Here is a 15,761-nt window from a genome sequence, read left to right as displayed (position 1 = left end):
CAGTTTGACTGGGGCGGTCGCCTCCCAAAGTGTAACGGAGGCGCGCGATGGTGGGCTCAGGTCGGTCGGAAACCGACTGTCGAGTGCAATGGCATAAGCCCGCCTGACTGTGAGAGTGACAGCTCGAACAGAGACGAAAGTCGGCCATAGTGATCCGGTGGTCCCACGTGGACGGGCCATCGCTCAACGGATAAAAGGTACTCTAGGGATAACAGGCTGATCTCCCCCAAGAGTCCACATCGACGGGGAGGTTTGGCACCTCGATGTCGGCTCATCACATCCTGGGGCTGGAGCAGGTCCCAAGGGTTCGGCTGTTCGCCGATTAAAGTGGTACGTGAGCTGGGTTTAGAACGTCGTGAGACAGTTCGGTCCCTATCTGCCGTGGGTGTATGAGACTTGAGAGGATTTGTCCCTAGTACGAGAGGACCGGGATGAACATACCTCTGGTGTACCGGTTGTCGCGCCAGCGGCACAGCCGGGTAGCTAAGTATGGACGGGATAACCGCTGAAAGCATCTAAGCGGGAAACCCACCTCAAAACTAGGTCTCACAGGGCCGTGAAAGACCATCACGTCAATAGGCCGGGTGTGGAAGCGTGGTAACACGTGAAGCTAACCGGTCCTAATCGCCCATATCGCTCACACAACGCTCTCCAAAAGAGAGCATACACATGCATAGCAATCATCCACGCAATCACACTCATCATACACAAACACCAACCTCCACACCGACACACAGTTGTCGGGTGGATCAGAAGACCTGGTGGCTATGGCGGGAGACTTCCACCCGATCCCATCCCGAACTCGGCCGTGAAACGCCCCAGCGCCTATGATACTGCATCTCAAGATGCGGAAAAGTCGGTCGCCGCCAGGTCCCCTGATCCACCCCACAAAACACACCACCACCCCCGCGGGGTGGAGCAGCCCGGTAGCTCGTCAGGCTCATAACCTGAAGGCCGCAGGTTCAAATCCTGCCCCCGCAACCAAAATACCCACACAATACACAATCCAGGCACAGCGCAGCTCTCGCCCAGAGAATACGCGTCTATACGCGCGCGCGTAGGGCTCGCTCAGATCGCAGCCCAGATAACCCCTGATCCTGCGTCGAAAACATCCCCTGCCTCACACCAGGCACAAACACCGCCATCAGCGCAACCCACGCACAGAATAATCACATCCTCGGCAGGAATGGCCTCTGGTCTTGTTTCCGCGAAATATCTCATAACAAAGTATTAAACCCGGATGGGGCCATAGAGAGGGCTCACGTTCATGCAGCGTCGAGATGTTCTTGCAGTCATTCCGTTTGTGACAGGGTTGAGTATGGTTTCAGATGCTGCCGCGGCCGAACCCAAAGTGCCGATCGTTCTGGTGCACGGTCTGCATTGTGGTGGCTGGATCTGGCGTTATGTAGCGCCTTTTCTGCAGCATGCGGGTCATCAGGTCATCACACCAACTCTGACCGGGACAGGCGATCGGGCGCATCTTCTCTCACGCGAGATTACACTTGAGACGCATATCGAGGATATACTGAGTGTTATCGACATGCTCGATCTGCCGCGTTTCGCGCTCGTGGGGCACTCTTATGGCGGAATGGTAGTCAGCTGCGTGGCTGACCGGATGAGGGATCGTATTGCGAAGCTCATCTATCTGGATGCCCTGATCGCACAACCGGGACTCTCGGCCTTTGATATTCTACCGAAGGGAATGGCAGCGATACGGCGCGAGCGCGCCCGTGTCGGTGGGGCAGATGTGGCCTTTCCAGTACCCCCTGAAAAAGCTGTGTTTCTGCCTGATGCTGATCGAAAAGCGTGGTTCATGCGGCATCTGCGCCCTCATCCCGTAGGCACTTATGAGACGCCAGCACGCCTGGAGCGGCCAGCCGGAGCGGGGCTGTCTGTCACCTATATTGCCTACGAAAATCCGGCTTTAGGGTCGATCGAGCCCAGCCGCGCCTTAGCGAGAGCGCAGCCAGGTTGGCACTATCACAGCGAAGCCGTACCGCATGATGCCGAAATCGTTTTTCCAGAGAAGGTTGCCTCTCTGATCACGGGCGCACTCTGAACCGTCGCAGGGACTGGTTTCTCCCTGCGACGGACTTATTGTCAGACCTGCGCCATGAGCGCAGCGTTGCCACCTGCGGCGGTGGTGTTGGTGCTGCACGCATATTCGAGCACCAGCCATTCGAGAGGATAGCTGCCTGACGCGTCAGGCCCATGAAGGGAGACGATCTGGCCTTTGCGGGAGGCGAGATTCTGGAGCAGGCCCGCTGTGAACGATGAATCGCCGTTGCCCAGCGCGACATCGATGAGCGTATTGTCTTGCATGGGGAACACTGCGGCTTCCAGGCCGGGAGGGCGCTCTGGCAGCGCACGCAGCAGCGTCGCAGGAATGGCGCAGCGATTGCCCGCAGCCAATGCCGCCAGAATCTGAGCACATAAATCTGCCGTTGTAGGGCCTGCACAAAACACCGTGCCTCGGGGGGCGAGGAAGTATGTGTTGGTTTCACCCACGGGGCCAGTGAGCGAGAGGGACGTGCCGAGGGGGGTGTTGTTGCAGGTGGGCAGCGTTATCGTGGGAAGCGTCGTGGCGACCCAGTCAGCGAAGAGCCTGGCTTCGGCAGGGAGGTTGTGCAGGAAAGCCGGCGAAAGTGCCGGACGCTCAGCGAGCAGTCGGCGCAGATAGAGAGGGCCACCTGCTTTGGGACCTGTGCCTGAAAGTCCGTGGCCACCGAAGGGCTGCACACCCACGACGGCCCCGACCAGATTGCGGTTGATATAGATATTCCCCGCATGGCTCTGGGTTTTCAGGGTTTCTATCGTATCATCAATGCGCGAATGAACACCGAAGGTCAGAGCGTATCCCGTGCTGTTAATGGCGGCCATGACGTCAGGCAGGGTCTCACGTCTGTAACGCAGGACATGCAGGACGGGGCCGAAGACCTCCCTCTCCAGATCAGAGACCGCGCCGATCTCAATAAGGGTGGGGGGGACAAAGGTGCCGCTCTGTGCTTCGGGGGTAGCGGTTACCTGAAAGACATCATGTCCTTTTGCTCGGAACGCGTCGATATGCGCCGAGATCATGGCGTGAGCCTCTGCGCTGATAACCGGTCCGATATCGGACTCCGGCTTTTCTGGCGTACCAGTCCGCAGCTCCCGCATGGCACCCTTGAGCATGGTCAGCAGGCGGTCTGCACTCTCTTCCTGGACACAGAGCAGACGCAGGGCGCTGCATCGCTGGCCAGCGCTGTCAAAAGCCGAGGCCAGTACATCGGTCACGACCTGTTCTGTCAGGGCCGAGCTGTCGACAATAAGCGCGTTCTGTCCGCCAGTCTCGGCGATGAAGGGAATGGATGCCCCATCCGGGTTGAGGCGGTCTGAGAGCTGCTTCTGGATCAGGCGGGCGACATCGGTCGAGCCGGTAAAGAGCACGGCGCGTATTCCCGGAGCGGCGACGAGTTGTGCGCCTGCGCGACCATCGCCCGGGATGAGCTGGATGACATCCTGCGGTATGCCGGATGCATGCATCAGACGGACAGCTTCCTGTGCGATGAGAGGAGTCTCTTCGGCGGGTTTGGCCAGCACGGTATTGCCAACAGCCAGAGCGGCGGCAATCTGGCCGATAAAAATGGCCAGCGGGAAATTCCATGGGCTGATGCAGGCTACGGGCCCCAAGGGCTGGGCAGCAGAGCCCAGATGGCGTGTCTGGGCAGCGTAATAACGCAGGAAATCGACGGCTTCGCGTATCTCGGCCACAGCATTGGCCAAGGTCTTGCCGGCTTCACGTATGATGAGGGCCATGAGGCGCGGTGTCTCGGTTTCCAGCGCCTCGGCTGTCTTTTCCAGAAGAGCTGCGCGCTGCGCGGCACCTGTGTCGCGCCAGCTGGGGAAGGCGCTTGCCGCGCGTGTCAGGGCCTCGTCAATGGCTTGCGGGGAGAGAAAGGCAATATGGCCGACGATCTCCGTGGTGCTGGCGGGGTTGATGATGGCTTCGCCTTCGGAAGCGACCGGAGCCGGTGTGGCCGTGAAGACCGCGGCAAGGTCGCGCAACGTGTTCTCGTCAGACAGGTCGAGACCGCGTGAATTCTGCCGCTCGGTGCCATACAGGGCGGGAGGCAGGGCGACGGTGAAGCGGGAGGTTTCCTGTTCTGCCAGGGTAACAGGGCTTGTGATCAGCGCCTCGACAGGAATCGCCGGATCCTGGATGCGGTTGATGAAGGAAGAGTTGGCCCCGTTTTCGAGCAGGCGCCGGACAAGATAGGCCAGAAGTGTCTCATGCGTGCCAACCGGCGCGTAGATGCGTACTGGGCGATCGAGCTTCTGGGGGCCGACGACTTCATTATACAGCCCTTCGCCCATGCCATGCAGGCACTGGAACTCGTATTTCTCGATAGAAAATTCCGGCCCGGCATAGGCGTGTATGCTGGCGAGCGTCTGGGCGTTGTGCGTGGCAAATTGTGGGAAGATGGCATCGGGTGCATCCAGCAGTTTTCTGGCGCAGGCGAGGTAAGCAATATCGGTGTGAATCTTGCGCGTGTAGACCGGGAAATCGCTTTGCCCATCGGTCTGGGCACGTTTGATTTCGCTGTCCCAGTACGCACCCTTGACCAGTCGGACCATGAGCCGGTGGCCGCTGCGGCGGGCAAGGTCGATCACCCAGTCCAGCACGAAGGGCGCGCGCTTCTGGTAAGCCTGAACGACGAAGCCGATGCCTTTCCAGTCTTTCAGGGCTTCATCCGCACAGAGGGCTTCGAGCAGATCGAGCGAGAGTTCGAGGCGATCGGCCTCCTCGGCGTCGATATTGAAGCCGATGTCGTAGGCGCAGGCGAGATGGGCCAGTTTTGTGACGCTTGGCAGAAGCTCCGCCATGACGCGATCGCGCTGAAGGCGGGTATAGCGTGGGTGCAGGGCGGATAGTTTGATGGAAATGCCGGGGCCACGATAGACGCCCAGACCATTGGAAGCCTTGCCGATTGCATGAATGGCGGTTTCATAGTCGCGGTAATATCGCGCGGCATCCTCCGCCGTCATCGCGGCTTCGCCGAGCATGTCGTAGGAGTAGCGGTAGCCTTTTTCTTCCAGCTTGCGCCCGTTTTTGAGGGCCTCGGTGATGGTCTGTCCGGTGACGAACTGCTCACCCATCAGACGCATGGCCATATCGACACCGCGACGGATGACAGGCTCGCCGCAGCGCTTGAGCAGGGTGTCGAGTGTCTGCGGCAGGCGTCTGGCTTGTGTGGTTGAAAGAAAACCACCCGAGACGATCAGCCCCCAGGTGGCGGCGTTGACGAAAAGTGGCGTTCCCTTGCGGATATGGCCCTGCCAATGGCCCTTGGCGATCTTGTCGCGAATCAAGGCGTCGCGTGTTGCGGTATCGGGGATGCGCAGCAGGGCCTCGGCGAGGCACATCAGGGCAACGCCTTCCTGCGAGGACAGGTCATATTCTCTGATGAGACCCTGCACGAGCCCAGGAGTGCCATTGCGGCGCAGTGCCTCGACCAGTTTGAGGGCAGTGGCGCGCGAAGCAGCTTCCTGTGCAGGCGTAAGTGTTGCCTCGACGGACAATGCTGCCACGCGTTCGGGCTCTGGGGCACGCGTATGGTCGGTGATTGTCTGACGCAAGGCGGAACGTTCGGGAGCGATCGTGCGGAAGGCGGCAAAGGGTGCGTTCATCACAGGCCATATCGTTGCTGGTTGTTTATGATCCCTTATGGTGATTTGCGCCAAATGAGTTATGGAAGAATGGGGATAATGTCGTATATTATTCTTTTTTAGAGAATTTCACCGAATATCATTCTGTGGGTGGTGGTGGCATTGGATGAGATTGATCGCAGGATTCTGAGAATCCTCCAGAAGGACGGCCGTATGACCAATGTGGAGCTCGCAAGGCTGGTGAACCTCAGCCCTGCCGCGACGCTTGAGCGCGTCCGCAAACTCGAGCATTCCGGGGTGATCAGGAATTACATGGCGCGTCTGGACCCCGAGACTGTCAATCTTGGATTGCTGGTTTTTGTGCAGGTGACGCTGGATCGCACGAGTGCCGATATGTTCGACTCATTTGCGAAAGCCGTGCGGGCCATACCGCAGGTAAGCGAATGCTACATGGTGGCGGGTGGGTTCGATTATCTGGTGAAGGCACGGGTGCGGGACATGAATGCGTATCGTGCCTTTCTGGGCAAGACGCTTACACGTCTACCCGGCGTGAGGCAGACACACACTTATACAGTTATGGAGGAGGTAAAAGCGGACCTTGAACTCCCGATTTGATGTTTGAGTCTTCAGTCGAGGCAGGCAAACCCTCCATGCAGATCGAACAAGAGGCAAGCGTGTTCCAGAGCAGAAACGGTGAAAATGGGCGGCCAGATCGTATCACCCTTGGGGGCGCACATGTTGGCGCTGATGATGACGGTGATAAGGACTATGGCATGGCGCATAACGGCATTTTTGCTGATCATGCCTTGCCCTGTCTCGAAATCCTCTTTGGTTGGGGTACCTTGGCGTCAGGATGGATCGCTCACAGGAATAGAGAAAGGCTCGGATGGATTATTACCTGTTGCGATAGCCGCCTGTAGGTTCCGGCCGTCGTTGCAATAGGCAGGAGGGCATGAGTTACCCGTTGCTGAGAGCAGTCTTGCGCGTTTGACGTGGAGGCAGGCTATGATTGGCGGCCTTGAACGTGTGTCCTGCCCTGTGGGGCAATCCGGACAGGGGGATTGTCACGCCCGGTGGACAGAAGGACCACCGTCAGACTTTCGTTCGGGCTGGCTGTTTTTTACTAATTTTTGGGGGAGTGGTGAACCGGGTGGGACTCGAACCCACGACCATTCGATTAAAAGTCGAATGCTCTACCGGCTGAGCTACCGGTTCACATGAGGCGTCTGGCTACAATATGAGCCAGAGGCCGTCAACCGACTGAATCGGGCTCAGTCGGTTTTCATGCGGCTTTTACAGCCGTCATGTCCTTGATCAGGCTTCAGGACGCATGGAGATGATGGCATCGGGGTCCTTGACCATGCCCGAGGCGCCAGCGCCGCGCTTGACCTGGTCGATATGCTCCATGCCCGACACGACCTGACCGGCGATGGTGTACTGGCCATCAAGCGAGGGGGTGGGCTGGAACATGATGAAGAACTGGCTGTTGGCCGAGTTCGGGTTCATGGTGCGGGCCATGCCCAGCGTGCCGCGCTCGAACTTGGCTTCACGCGTGAATTCGGCCTTGAGGTCAGGCAGGTCGCTGCCGCCCGAGCCGGTGCCGGTCGGGTCGCCACCCTGAGCCATGAAGCCTTCGATGACGCGATGGAACTTCACACCGTCATAAAAGCCCTGCTCGGAGAGGGTGCGCAGGCGCTCGGCAGCCAGGGGAGCGAGGTCGGGGCGGAGTTCGATCACGACATCGCCGGTCTTGAGCTTCATGACGAGGCGGTTATTGGTCTCGGACATTGACGTCTATCCTTGTGTTTGCGGAGCCTTGAAAGGCCACGCGGCCTATGTCGGCTTCTCTGTCGCATTGGGCAAGAGATGCCGGGCAATATTCTCTGGCACATAGGGGCGTATATCGCCCCCATAGGCCAGAAGCTCACGCACGAGGCTGGAGGCGATCAGACGATGCTCCTCACGTGCGGTGAGAAAGATGGTTTCGAGGTCAGGGGCCAGATTCCGGTTGATGGCCGCCATGGGCATTTCGCTGGTCAGATCGGATTCGGAGCGTAGCCCGCGAATAATGAAGCGCGCCTTTTGAGCACGGGCGGCATCGACCATGAGGGTGCTGAAGGCAACCACGCTGACCTGCGTGATGCCCTCAAGGGCAAAGGTCTCGGTGATACAGGCGCAGCGTTCATCAATCGAAAGACGTGGCGCCTTGCCGGGGTTGAGTGCCACGCCGATGACGAGGTGATCGACGAGATTCAGGGCACGGTGGGCGATATCGAGATGGCCCAGGGTGAACGGGTCGAACGTGCCGGGATAAAACCCGACACGTTGACCGTTCGAAGAGGCGTCAGTTTGCACTGTCATCCGGTGTTGTATCGCCAGAGGGAGCGGCCTCGTCTGAGGGAGCCTCTGAGGGGGCTGTGTCCGGCACGCCGGAGGCCGCGGCATCCGATTCCTCAAGTGAGGTTTCGGCGTCATCGGCATCCGTGCCCTCGGATTCTGCAACCGGGAAGATGCTGGTGACGCGCTCTTCTGCACCGACGCGGAACAGGGTAACGCCGCTGGCCTGACGGGCCATGACACGCACCTGAGAGACCGGCACCCGGATGAGGCGTCCGACATCGGTCACCATCATGACGTCGGTACCATCAAGCGTAGGCAGGGTCGCAACAACCTCGCGACCACGTTTGGGGTTGGTGAGTGTCATATTGGCGATACCCTGACCACCACGGCCGCTGACTCGATATTCGTAAGCGGAAGAACGACGACCGAAGCCGGCATCGGTGACGGTGAGCAGGATTTCTTCCTGAGCGGCGAGCTCGTCAAAGCGCTCCTGCGTCAGATCACCGGCATCGATGGCTTCATCGGCATCGTCAGAGGCAATTTCCTCGATCTCTTCCTCGTTGCCGGCTGCATTGGCTGCGGCTTCAGCGCGGCGCTTGGCATTGGCCGCACGCAGATAGGCGGAGCGTTCCTCGACGCTGGCATCGACATGGTTGAGGATGCAAAGCGAGTTGACCTCGTCGCCGGTGGCGAGGCGGATGCCGCGTACGCCGGAGCTGTCACGACCAGCAAAAACACGCAGCGTGTCGTCGGTGATCTGGAAGCGGATCGAACGGGCCTTGCGTGTGGCGAGGAACACATCCTGACCCTCGCGGCAGGTGGCGACACCGACCAGGCTGTCGCCCTCATCGAGCTTCATGGCGATCAGGCCGGAGGCGCGGATGTTCTTGAAATCGCTCAGGCGGTTGCGTCGGACATTGCCGCTGGCTGTTGCAAAGACGAGGTGCAGATCTTCCCACTGCTCCTCTTCCTGCGGCAAAGCGAGGATGGCCGTGATCGAATCTGTACCGAGGTCGGGCAGGAGATTGACCAGGGCGCGACCTTTGGCGGTGGGGGAGGCCTCTGGCAGGCGCCATACCTTCTCGCGATAGGCCTTGCCACCCGATGAGAAGAACATGACCCATTGATGGGTGTGGGCGTTGAAGCTGTTGACGATGACATCGTCACCGCGACGCCCTGCGGCCGTACGGCCACGCCCGCCACGATTCTGGGCACGGAAGATTTCGAGCGGTGTGCGTTTGATGAAGCCGTCACGGGTGATGGTGACGACCATCTGGCCGGGTTCGATCAGGCTTTCATCCGACTGGTCGCCCAGCGCATCCGAGATTTCGGTCATGCGCGGCGTGGCGATTTCGGCGCGGGCCAGAAGCAGCTCGTGACGCATGACTTCCATGCGACGCACATGGCTGCCGATGATTTCGAGCAGTTCGTTGATCTTGGTGGCGACCTCGCTCAGCTCGCCCTGGATCTTGTCACGCTCCAGACCGGTCAGACGCTGCAAACGTAGTTCGAGAATACCGCGGGCCTGCACTTCAGTCAGGTGGACCTTGCCATCGACGATGACATTGCCTTCATCATGGATCAGCTCGATGAGCGGCTGCACATCGGCGGCGTTCCAGGCGCGGGCCATCAGGGATTCGCGTGCGGTGGCGGCATCGGGGGCGCTGCGGATGAGAGCGATCACCTCATCGATATTGGCGACCGCGATGACGAGGCCGACCAGCAGATGCCCGCGATCACGCACCTTGTTCAGGTCAAAGCGCGACCGGCGCAGGATGACGTCTTCACGGAAGCGGATGAAGGCTTCCAGAACGTCCTTGAGCCCCATTGTGCGGGGCTTGCCGTCATCAAGGGCAAGGCAGTTGACGCTGAATGAGGTCTGAAGCTGGGTGAAGCGATAGAGCTGGTTCAGCACGACTTCGGGCGTTGCGTCGCGCTTGAGTTCGATCACGATGCGCATGCCGGAGCGATCGCTCTCATCGCGGATATCGGAGATACCCTCGATTTCCTTGGCGCGGACGAGATCGGCGATCTTTTCCTGCAGCGTTGCCTTGTTCACCTGATAGGGAATTTCGGTGACGATGATCGCCTGACGATCCTTGCGGATATCCTCGATTTCGGCGCGGGCGCGCATGGGAACGGAGCCACGGCCCGTCTCGAAGGCCTGACGGATGCCACGACGGCCCATGATGATGCCGCCCGTCGGGAAATCCGGGCCGGGGATGATCTTCATCAGATCATCGAGGGTGGCTTCGGGATTCTCGATCAGGGCAAGCGTCGCGTCGATGACTTCGCCGGGGTTGTGCGTCGGAATATTGGTCGCCATGCCGACGGCGATGCCGGAGGCGCCATTGACCAGAAGATTGGGGAAGGCAGCAGGCAGAACCTTGGGTTCGCTTTCGCTTTCATCGTAGTTCGGCTGGAAATCGACCGTGTCGCGGTCGATATCGTCGAGCAGGAAGGACGCCGATTTGGCCAGACGCGCTTCGGTGTAACGCATGGCGGCCGGGCTGTCGCCGTCGACCGAACCGAAATTGCCCTGACCATCGATGAGACGGACGCGCATCGACCAGGACTGGGCCATGCGCACCATGGCGTCATAGATCGAGCTGTCGCCATGGGGATGGTATTTACCCATGACATCACCGACCGCACGGGCCGATTTGCGATAGGGCTTGTCGGAGGTGAAGCCGCTCTCACGCATGGCGTAGAGGATGCGGCGATGGACCGGCTTGAGGCCGTCACGGACATCCGGCAACGCGCGCGAGACAATGACCGACATGGCATAGGCGAGGTAGGAGGAGCGCATTTCCTCCTCGATGGTCACCGGGATCTGGTCAAAGGGTGCGGCTGGCGGCGTCAGGTCGGTCAAGGCAGTTCCGTCTTGTTGCTGTGTCGGTCAGGGAGAAAGGCGTGGAAAGGGGCCGATCAGAACGGGATCTCGTCGTCCAGATCGCCACCTGGTGCGTCCCAGCCACCGCCGTTATTGCCACCCTGATTGCGCGAGGGAGACTGGCTCATGCCATTGCCACCGCTGCGAGCCGGGGCATTGCCGCCGCCATAGGAACGTGATGGGCCGCTTTCATAGCCGCCCCCCATGCCGCCACCGGACTCACCATCGCGGTTATTGTCGAGCAGGGTGAGTTCTCCACGGAACCGGTCAAGCACGATTTCGGTCGTATAGCGCTCCTGTCCGCCCTGGTCGGTCCATTTGCGTGTCTGGAGCTGGCCTTCCACATAGACCTTGCGGCCCTTGCGCAGAAAACGCTCGGCGACATCGGCCAGACGCTCGTTGAAAATCACGACGCGGTGCCATTCGGTGCGCTCCTTGCGCTCGCCCGAGGCGCGGTCATTCCAGCTTTCGGAGGTGGCAACGGTCAGGTTGACGATCTTGGCACCGGACTGGGCATTGCGTGTTTCCGGGTCGCGGCCCAGATTTCCCACCAGAATGACTTTGTTTACACTTCCTGCCATGGCGACCGACCCTAAATACTGAAAATCGAGCCATCTTAGCCCAGCCCAGCGCTGGCGTCACGCCTCGGGCGGCATTGCTGCCGACTTTAATCCTGTGGGGGGCAATCCTACATAGGTCTCGAAACGTTCTCGTCTTTCCGTCCCCCAATCTGCCTTGCGTGGTGCTGATGTCTGATCTGCCGTACAACCAGTCCATTCGTGTGCGCGGTGCCCGCGTGCATAATCTGAAGAATATCGACGCCGATATTCCCAGGGACCAGCTGACGGTGATCACGGGACTGTCAGGCTCCGGCAAGTCATCGCTCGCTTTTGATACGATCTATGCTGAGGGGCAGCGGCGTTACGTCGAGAGTCTGTCGGCCTATGCGCGTCAGTTTCTGGAACTGATGGGCAAACCGGACGTGGATTCGATTGAAGGGCTGTCGCCTGCCATTTCGATCGAGCAGAAGACCACATCGAAAAACCCGCGTTCGACTGTCGGGACGATCACCGAGATCCACGACTATATGCGCCTGTTGTGGGCGCGTGCCGGTGTGCCCTATTCGCCAGCCACAGGGCTGCCCATCGAGGCACAGACGGTCAGCCAGATGGTCGATCGTGTGATGGCGATGGAGGAGGGTACACGGCTGATGCTGCTGGCCCCTGTAATTCGCGATCGTAAGGGAGAGTATCGCAAGGAGCTGGCCGAGCTTCAGCGCAAGGGCTTTACGCGTGTGAAGGTCGATGGCGAGACCTATGAGATTGCTGAAGCCCCTCATCTGAACCGCAAGCTGCGTCATACGGTTGAGGTTGTGGTCGACCGCGTGGTGGTGAAGCCGGGTATCGAGACGCGTCTGGCTGACAGTTTCGAAACAGCGCTGAGCCTTGCCGATGGTGTTGCCTATGCCGAGCAGGTGCGTCGCGCCGGAGAGGAAGGCGCGAGCGAGCACATCGTGTTTTCGGCCAAGTTTGCCTGCCCGGTGAGTGGCTTCACGCTTGAGGAAATCGAGCCGCGCCTGTTCTCGTTCAATGCGCCGATGGGAGCCTGTCCGGTATGCGACGGGATAGGCACAGAGACGCATTTCGATGCGCGGCTGATCGTGCCTGACGAGAATCTGTCTCTTGCCGAGGGGGCGATCGCCCCCTGGCGCGATGCCAAGACGCCTTGGTACGACCAGACGCTGGAAGCGATGGCGCGTCATTTCAGGGAGAAGATGACAACGCCCTGGAAAAAGCTCGGTGAGCATTTTCGCCAGGCGTTGCTTGAGGGAAGCGAAGACTCGGTTCTTTTCACCTACAAGGATGGCAAGCGGGCTTACGAACTCACCAAGCCTTTTGAAGGGGTGATGCGTAACCTGCAGCGTCGTCTGGCCGAGACGGACAGCATGTGGGTGCGTGAAGAAATGTCACGCTATCAGTCCGACGTTCCCTGTCATGCCTGCCATGGTGCGCGTCTGAAGCCTGAAGCGCTTTGCGTGCGTGTGAACCACCTGAATATCGCGCAGGCCTCCGATTTGACCATCCGGCGGGCACTCGATTGGTTCGGGGGCGTCGAGGCGTCCCTGACGCCGCAGCGTGCCGAGATTGCGCGGCGTATCTTGCGCGAGATCCTCGACCGGTTGAGGTTTCTGGATGATGTGGGACTCGATTATCTGACTCTTTCACGAGGTTCGGCCACGCTGTCGGGTGGAGAGAGCCAGCGTATCCGGCTTGCGAGCCAGATTGGATCGGGGCTGACGGGCGTGCTGTATGTGCTCGACGAACCCTCTATCGGATTGCATCAGCGAGACAATGAGCGTCTGCTCGGGACGCTCGACCGGCTGAAGAAGCTCGGTAATACGGTTATCGTGGTCGAGCATGACGAGGACGCGATCCGGGCTGCCGACTGGCTGATCGATATGGGGCCGGGGGCGGGTGCGCTGGGTGGCACAGTCGTAGCCTGTGGTCGCCCCGAGGAAGTGGCGCAGAACGAGAACAGCATCACAGGAGATTACCTCTCTGGCCGACGCATGATCCCGGTACCGGAAAAGCGTCGTGTCTGCGACGGGGACCGCATGCTGACCCTTGTGGGGGCGTCCGGCAACAACCTGCATGACGTGACGGCGCGTTTCCCGCTGGGTTGCTTTGTGGCCGTTACCGGGGTGTCGGGTGGGGGTAAATCGACCCTCGTGGTCGATACACTTTACAAGGCGCTATCGCGTGAGCTGATGGGAGCCAATCAGTCGCCGTTGCCGTACAAGGCGCTTGAGGGGCTGGAGCATCTCGACAAGATTATCGACATCGATCAGTCCCCTATCGGACGGACGCCGCGCTCCAACCCAGCGACCTATACGGATCTGTTTACGCCAATACGCGACTGGTTTGCCGAACTGCCGGAAGCCAAGGCGCGCGGGTACAAGCCGGGGCGTTTTTCATTCAACGTCAAGGGTGGGCGTTGCGAGGCATGCCAGGGTGATGGTGTGCTCAAGATCGAGATGCATTTTCTGCCCGACGTGTTCGTGACCTGCGATACCTGTAAGGGGCAGCGCTATAATCGTGAGACGCTGGATGTGAAGTTCCGCGGTAAATCGATTGCTGATGTGCTGGCCATGACGGTGGATGAGGCTCTGCCCTTCTTCCATGCTGTGCCGCGTATTCGTGACAGGCTGGCGATCCTTCAGCAGGTGGGGCTTGGCTATGTCACGCTGGGCCAGCAAGCCACGACGCTCTCGGGTGGCGAGGCCCAGCGCGTCAAGCTGTCGAAAGAATTGGCACGACGGGCAACGGGACGGACGCTCTATATTCTGGATGAGCCCACGACTGGTTTGCACACCGAGGACGTGCGCAAATTGCTGGATGTGCTTCATGCGCTGGTGGATCAGGGGAATACCGTTCTCGTGATCGAACATAATCTGGACGTGATCAAAACAGCGGACTGGCTGATTGATATTGGCCCGGAAGGCGGTGATGGTGGCGGACGGATCGTTGCCGAGGGGCCACCGGAGGTCATTGCAGCGACCGAGGGGAGCCACACCGGGCGTTTCCTCGGGCCGCTCCTGCCGCCTCGGGCCGTCGAGGTGCAAGCACCCGCCAAGAAGAAAGCTGCTCCAGCGGCTCGGAGAAAGGTGCGTGTGTCATGACCATCATAGTGCCCTTTTGCGGGCGGATCACGCCGCGCGAGAGGCAAGAGAGCCTTGAGTCGATCAATGCCTGCCTGAACAATATAAGGGTTATGCCGTTTGAGGACCTGACAGACGGAGAGCGACGTACGGCGCGTATGGCTGTGGTCGCCAACCCGGATCCGGCTGATCTGTCCGACCTACCCATGCTTGAATGGGTGCAAAGTCTGTGGGCCGGGGTCGAGCGGCTGGTCGAGGAAATGCCGAACCCGGCGATACGCATTGTCAGGATGACTGATCCGCAGCTGGCGCTTACGATGTCCGAGGCGGTGCTGGCCTGGACGCTTTATCTGCATCGCGACATGCCGCTTTATCGCGAGCAGCAGACAAAGACGCGCTGGTGTCAGCATCCGCTCGTCTTACCGCAGGACCGCCCTGTTGGTATTCTGGGCATGGGGAATCTGGGGCGAGCGGCTGCGCAGAGATTGAAGGAAAACGGCTTTCCCGTGACGGGCTGGAGCCGCACGCCTTGGGCAACGGCGGATATTCCCATGACATACGGTCCATCCGGGCTCGAAGCCCTGTTGAGGCAAAGTGCGATTGTTGTGGTCCTTCTGCCACTGACGCCGCAAACCCGTGGACTGCTTGATGACTGGCGTTTCGGGCAGATACGCGAGGGGGCATCACTCATCAATTTTGCCCGGGGTCCGATTATCGATCAGGCGGCGCTGGGTAGGGCGCTTGACCGTGGGCACCTGTCGCATGCTGTGCTTGATGTTTTCGAACGTGAGCCTCTGCCGAAGGACGACTGGTTGTGGAGTCATCCCAAGGTGACGGTACTGCCTCATATCTCTGCCCCGACCCAGACGGGGACGGCCTCGCAGCTTGTGGCGCGTAACCTTCAGGCGTTTTACGATCAGGGTGTTATCCCTGCCTGTGTCCAGCGCGATGTCGGGTACTGACAGGCGGGCCTGAACGTCAAAAAAATCTTGTGGTGCCGTCGCTGCTGGTGGGCTCGCTGGCCGATGCCGGGGGCCGAGGGTCATTTGATCCTTGTGGATCAGACGGGTGGCACTATCCACGCATCTCCGGGACTTTCCCATCAGAGCAGCATGATGCGCGTCTTTCTGACCAGGACCGGACGGATATAGAGGCGGATTGAACGGCTCGGCGAGACATGGGCCGCGACAGGGACGGTGGGTCTTGCGTCTGATTTTGTGGATT

10 protein-coding genes, 2 tRNA genes and 2 rRNA genes (1 of these 14 only partly in view) are annotated in these 15,761 nt (G+C 59.9%); 7 read left to right on the top strand and 7 right to left on the bottom strand.

The window, feature by feature from the left end; all coding sequences use genetic code 11:
* The 4 genes from Asbog_RS12710 to Asbog_RS12695 all read left to right on the top strand — a co-directional run.
* Nucleotides 1-644, top strand: a 23S ribosomal RNA gene (locus tag Asbog_RS12710) (it extends 2,097 nt beyond the left edge of the window).
* 113 nt (nucleotides 645-757) lie between these two features.
* A 5S ribosomal RNA gene (gene rrf, locus Asbog_RS12705) occupies nucleotides 758-872 on the top strand.
* 35 nt (nucleotides 873-907) lie between these two features.
* Nucleotides 908-984 (top strand) — tRNA-Met (locus Asbog_RS12700).
* Between the two features lie 283 nt (nucleotides 985-1,267).
* On the top strand, nucleotides 1,268-2,059 hold the full coding sequence (locus Asbog_RS12695) for an alpha/beta fold hydrolase (protein WP_083510877.1): 792 nt from the start codon (nucleotides 1,268-1,270) through the stop codon (nucleotides 2,057-2,059).
* Between the two features lie 41 nt (nucleotides 2,060-2,100).
* Here the strand turns inward: Asbog_RS12695 and putA are convergent, their stop codons facing one another.
* Nucleotides 2,101-5,667: a bifunctional proline dehydrogenase/L-glutamate gamma-semialdehyde dehydrogenase PutA gene (gene putA, locus Asbog_RS12690; protein WP_062165409.1), complete on the bottom strand. Its 3,567-nt coding sequence runs from the start codon at nucleotides 5,665-5,667 to the stop codon at nucleotides 2,101-2,103.
* Nucleotides 5,668-5,796: 129 nt separating this feature from the next.
* Between putA and Asbog_RS12685 the strand changes: the two genes are divergently transcribed.
* Entirely contained in the window at nucleotides 5,797-6,261 is a 465-nt protein-coding gene (locus Asbog_RS12685; RefSeq protein WP_456303620.1) for an Lrp/AsnC ligand binding domain-containing protein, read from the top strand.
* Between the two features lie 11 nt (nucleotides 6,262-6,272).
* Here the strand turns inward: Asbog_RS12685 and Asbog_RS14595 are convergent, their stop codons facing one another.
* The 6 genes from Asbog_RS14595 to ssb form a co-directional block, all read right to left on the bottom strand.
* Complete coding sequence (locus Asbog_RS14595) at nucleotides 6,273-6,449, bottom strand: hypothetical protein (protein WP_171840704.1); 177 nt, start codon at nucleotides 6,447-6,449, stop codon at nucleotides 6,273-6,275.
* A gap of 336 nt (nucleotides 6,450-6,785) precedes the next feature.
* Nucleotides 6,786-6,861: transfer RNA gene (locus Asbog_RS12680), tRNA-Lys, on the bottom strand.
* Nucleotides 6,862-6,960: 99 nt separating this feature from the next.
* Nucleotides 6,961-7,434 (bottom strand): peptidylprolyl isomerase, encoded by a 474-nt coding sequence (locus Asbog_RS12675; protein ID WP_062165407.1) that lies wholly within the window; start codon nucleotides 7,432-7,434, stop codon nucleotides 6,961-6,963.
* 45 nt (nucleotides 7,435-7,479) lie between these two features.
* Entirely contained in the window at nucleotides 7,480-8,007 is a 528-nt protein-coding gene (gene coaD / locus Asbog_RS12670; RefSeq protein WP_062165406.1) for a pantetheine-phosphate adenylyltransferase, read from the bottom strand.
* On the bottom strand, nucleotides 7,991-10,795 hold the full coding sequence (gyrA, locus tag Asbog_RS12665; protein WP_231944719.1) for a DNA gyrase subunit A: 2,805 nt from the start codon (nucleotides 10,793-10,795) through the stop codon (nucleotides 7,991-7,993). The genes coaD and gyrA overlap by 17 nt, the downstream gene beginning before the upstream one ends.
* Before the next feature lie 119 nt (nucleotides 10,796-10,914).
* On the bottom strand, nucleotides 10,915-11,460 hold the full coding sequence (gene ssb / locus Asbog_RS12660) for a single-stranded DNA-binding protein (protein ID WP_023979306.1): 546 nt from the start codon (nucleotides 11,458-11,460) through the stop codon (nucleotides 10,915-10,917).
* Between the two features lie 167 nt (nucleotides 11,461-11,627).
* Here ssb and uvrA point away from each other — a divergent pair, with 167 nt between their 5' ends.
* Entirely contained in the window at nucleotides 11,628-14,558 is a 2,931-nt protein-coding gene (uvrA, locus tag Asbog_RS12655) for an excinuclease ABC subunit UvrA (RefSeq protein ID WP_062165404.1), read from the top strand.
* Nucleotides 14,555-15,499, top strand: coding sequence for a 2-hydroxyacid dehydrogenase (locus tag Asbog_RS12650; RefSeq protein ID WP_062165403.1), 945 nt, complete (start codon nucleotides 14,555-14,557; stop codon nucleotides 15,497-15,499). Before uvrA ends, Asbog_RS12650 begins: the two co-directional genes overlap by 4 nt.
* Nucleotides 15,500-15,761 lie beyond the last annotated feature (262 nt).

The organism is Asaia bogorensis NBRC 16594, from assembly GCF_001547995.1.
In the GTDB taxonomy this organism is placed as follows: domain Bacteria; phylum Pseudomonadota; class Alphaproteobacteria; order Acetobacterales; family Acetobacteraceae; genus Asaia; species Asaia bogorensis.
The sequence above is the reverse complement of the archived record's forward strand: the minus strand, read 5'-3'. Positions and strand labels throughout refer to the sequence as shown.

What these genes read in the sequence shown, in the direction of transcription:
- Asbog_RS12695 (WP_083510877.1), top strand. Translation starts at nt 1,268, where the DNA reads ATGCAGCGTCGAGATGTTCTTGCAGTCATTCCGTTTGTGACAGGGTTG.
- gyrA (WP_231944719.1), bottom strand. Translation starts at nt 10,795, where the DNA reads ATGCGCTCCTCCTACCTCGCCTATGCCATGTCGGTCATTGTCTCGCGC.
- Asbog_RS12675 (WP_062165407.1), bottom strand. Translation starts at nt 7,434, where the DNA reads ATGTCCGAGACCAATAACCGCCTCGTCATGAAGCTCAAGACCGGCGAT.
- uvrA (WP_062165404.1), top strand. Translation starts at nt 11,628, where the DNA reads ATGTCTGATCTGCCGTACAACCAGTCCATTCGTGTGCGCGGTGCCCGC.
- Asbog_RS12650 (WP_062165403.1), top strand. Translation starts at nt 14,555, where the DNA reads ATGACCATCATAGTGCCCTTTTGCGGGCGGATCACGCCGCGCGAGAGG.
- coaD (WP_062165406.1), bottom strand. Translation starts at nt 8,007, where the DNA reads ATGACAGTGCAAACTGACGCCTCTTCGAACGGTCAACGTGTCGGGTTT.
- ssb (WP_023979306.1), bottom strand. Translation starts at nt 11,460, where the DNA reads ATGGCAGGAAGTGTAAACAAAGTCATTCTGGTGGGAAATCTGGGCCGC.
- putA (WP_062165409.1), bottom strand. Translation starts at nt 5,667, where the DNA reads ATGAACGCACCCTTTGCCGCCTTCCGCACGATCGCTCCCGAACGTTCC.
- Asbog_RS14595 (WP_171840704.1), bottom strand. Translation starts at nt 6,449, where the DNA reads ATGATCAGCAAAAATGCCGTTATGCGCCATGCCATAGTCCTTATCACC.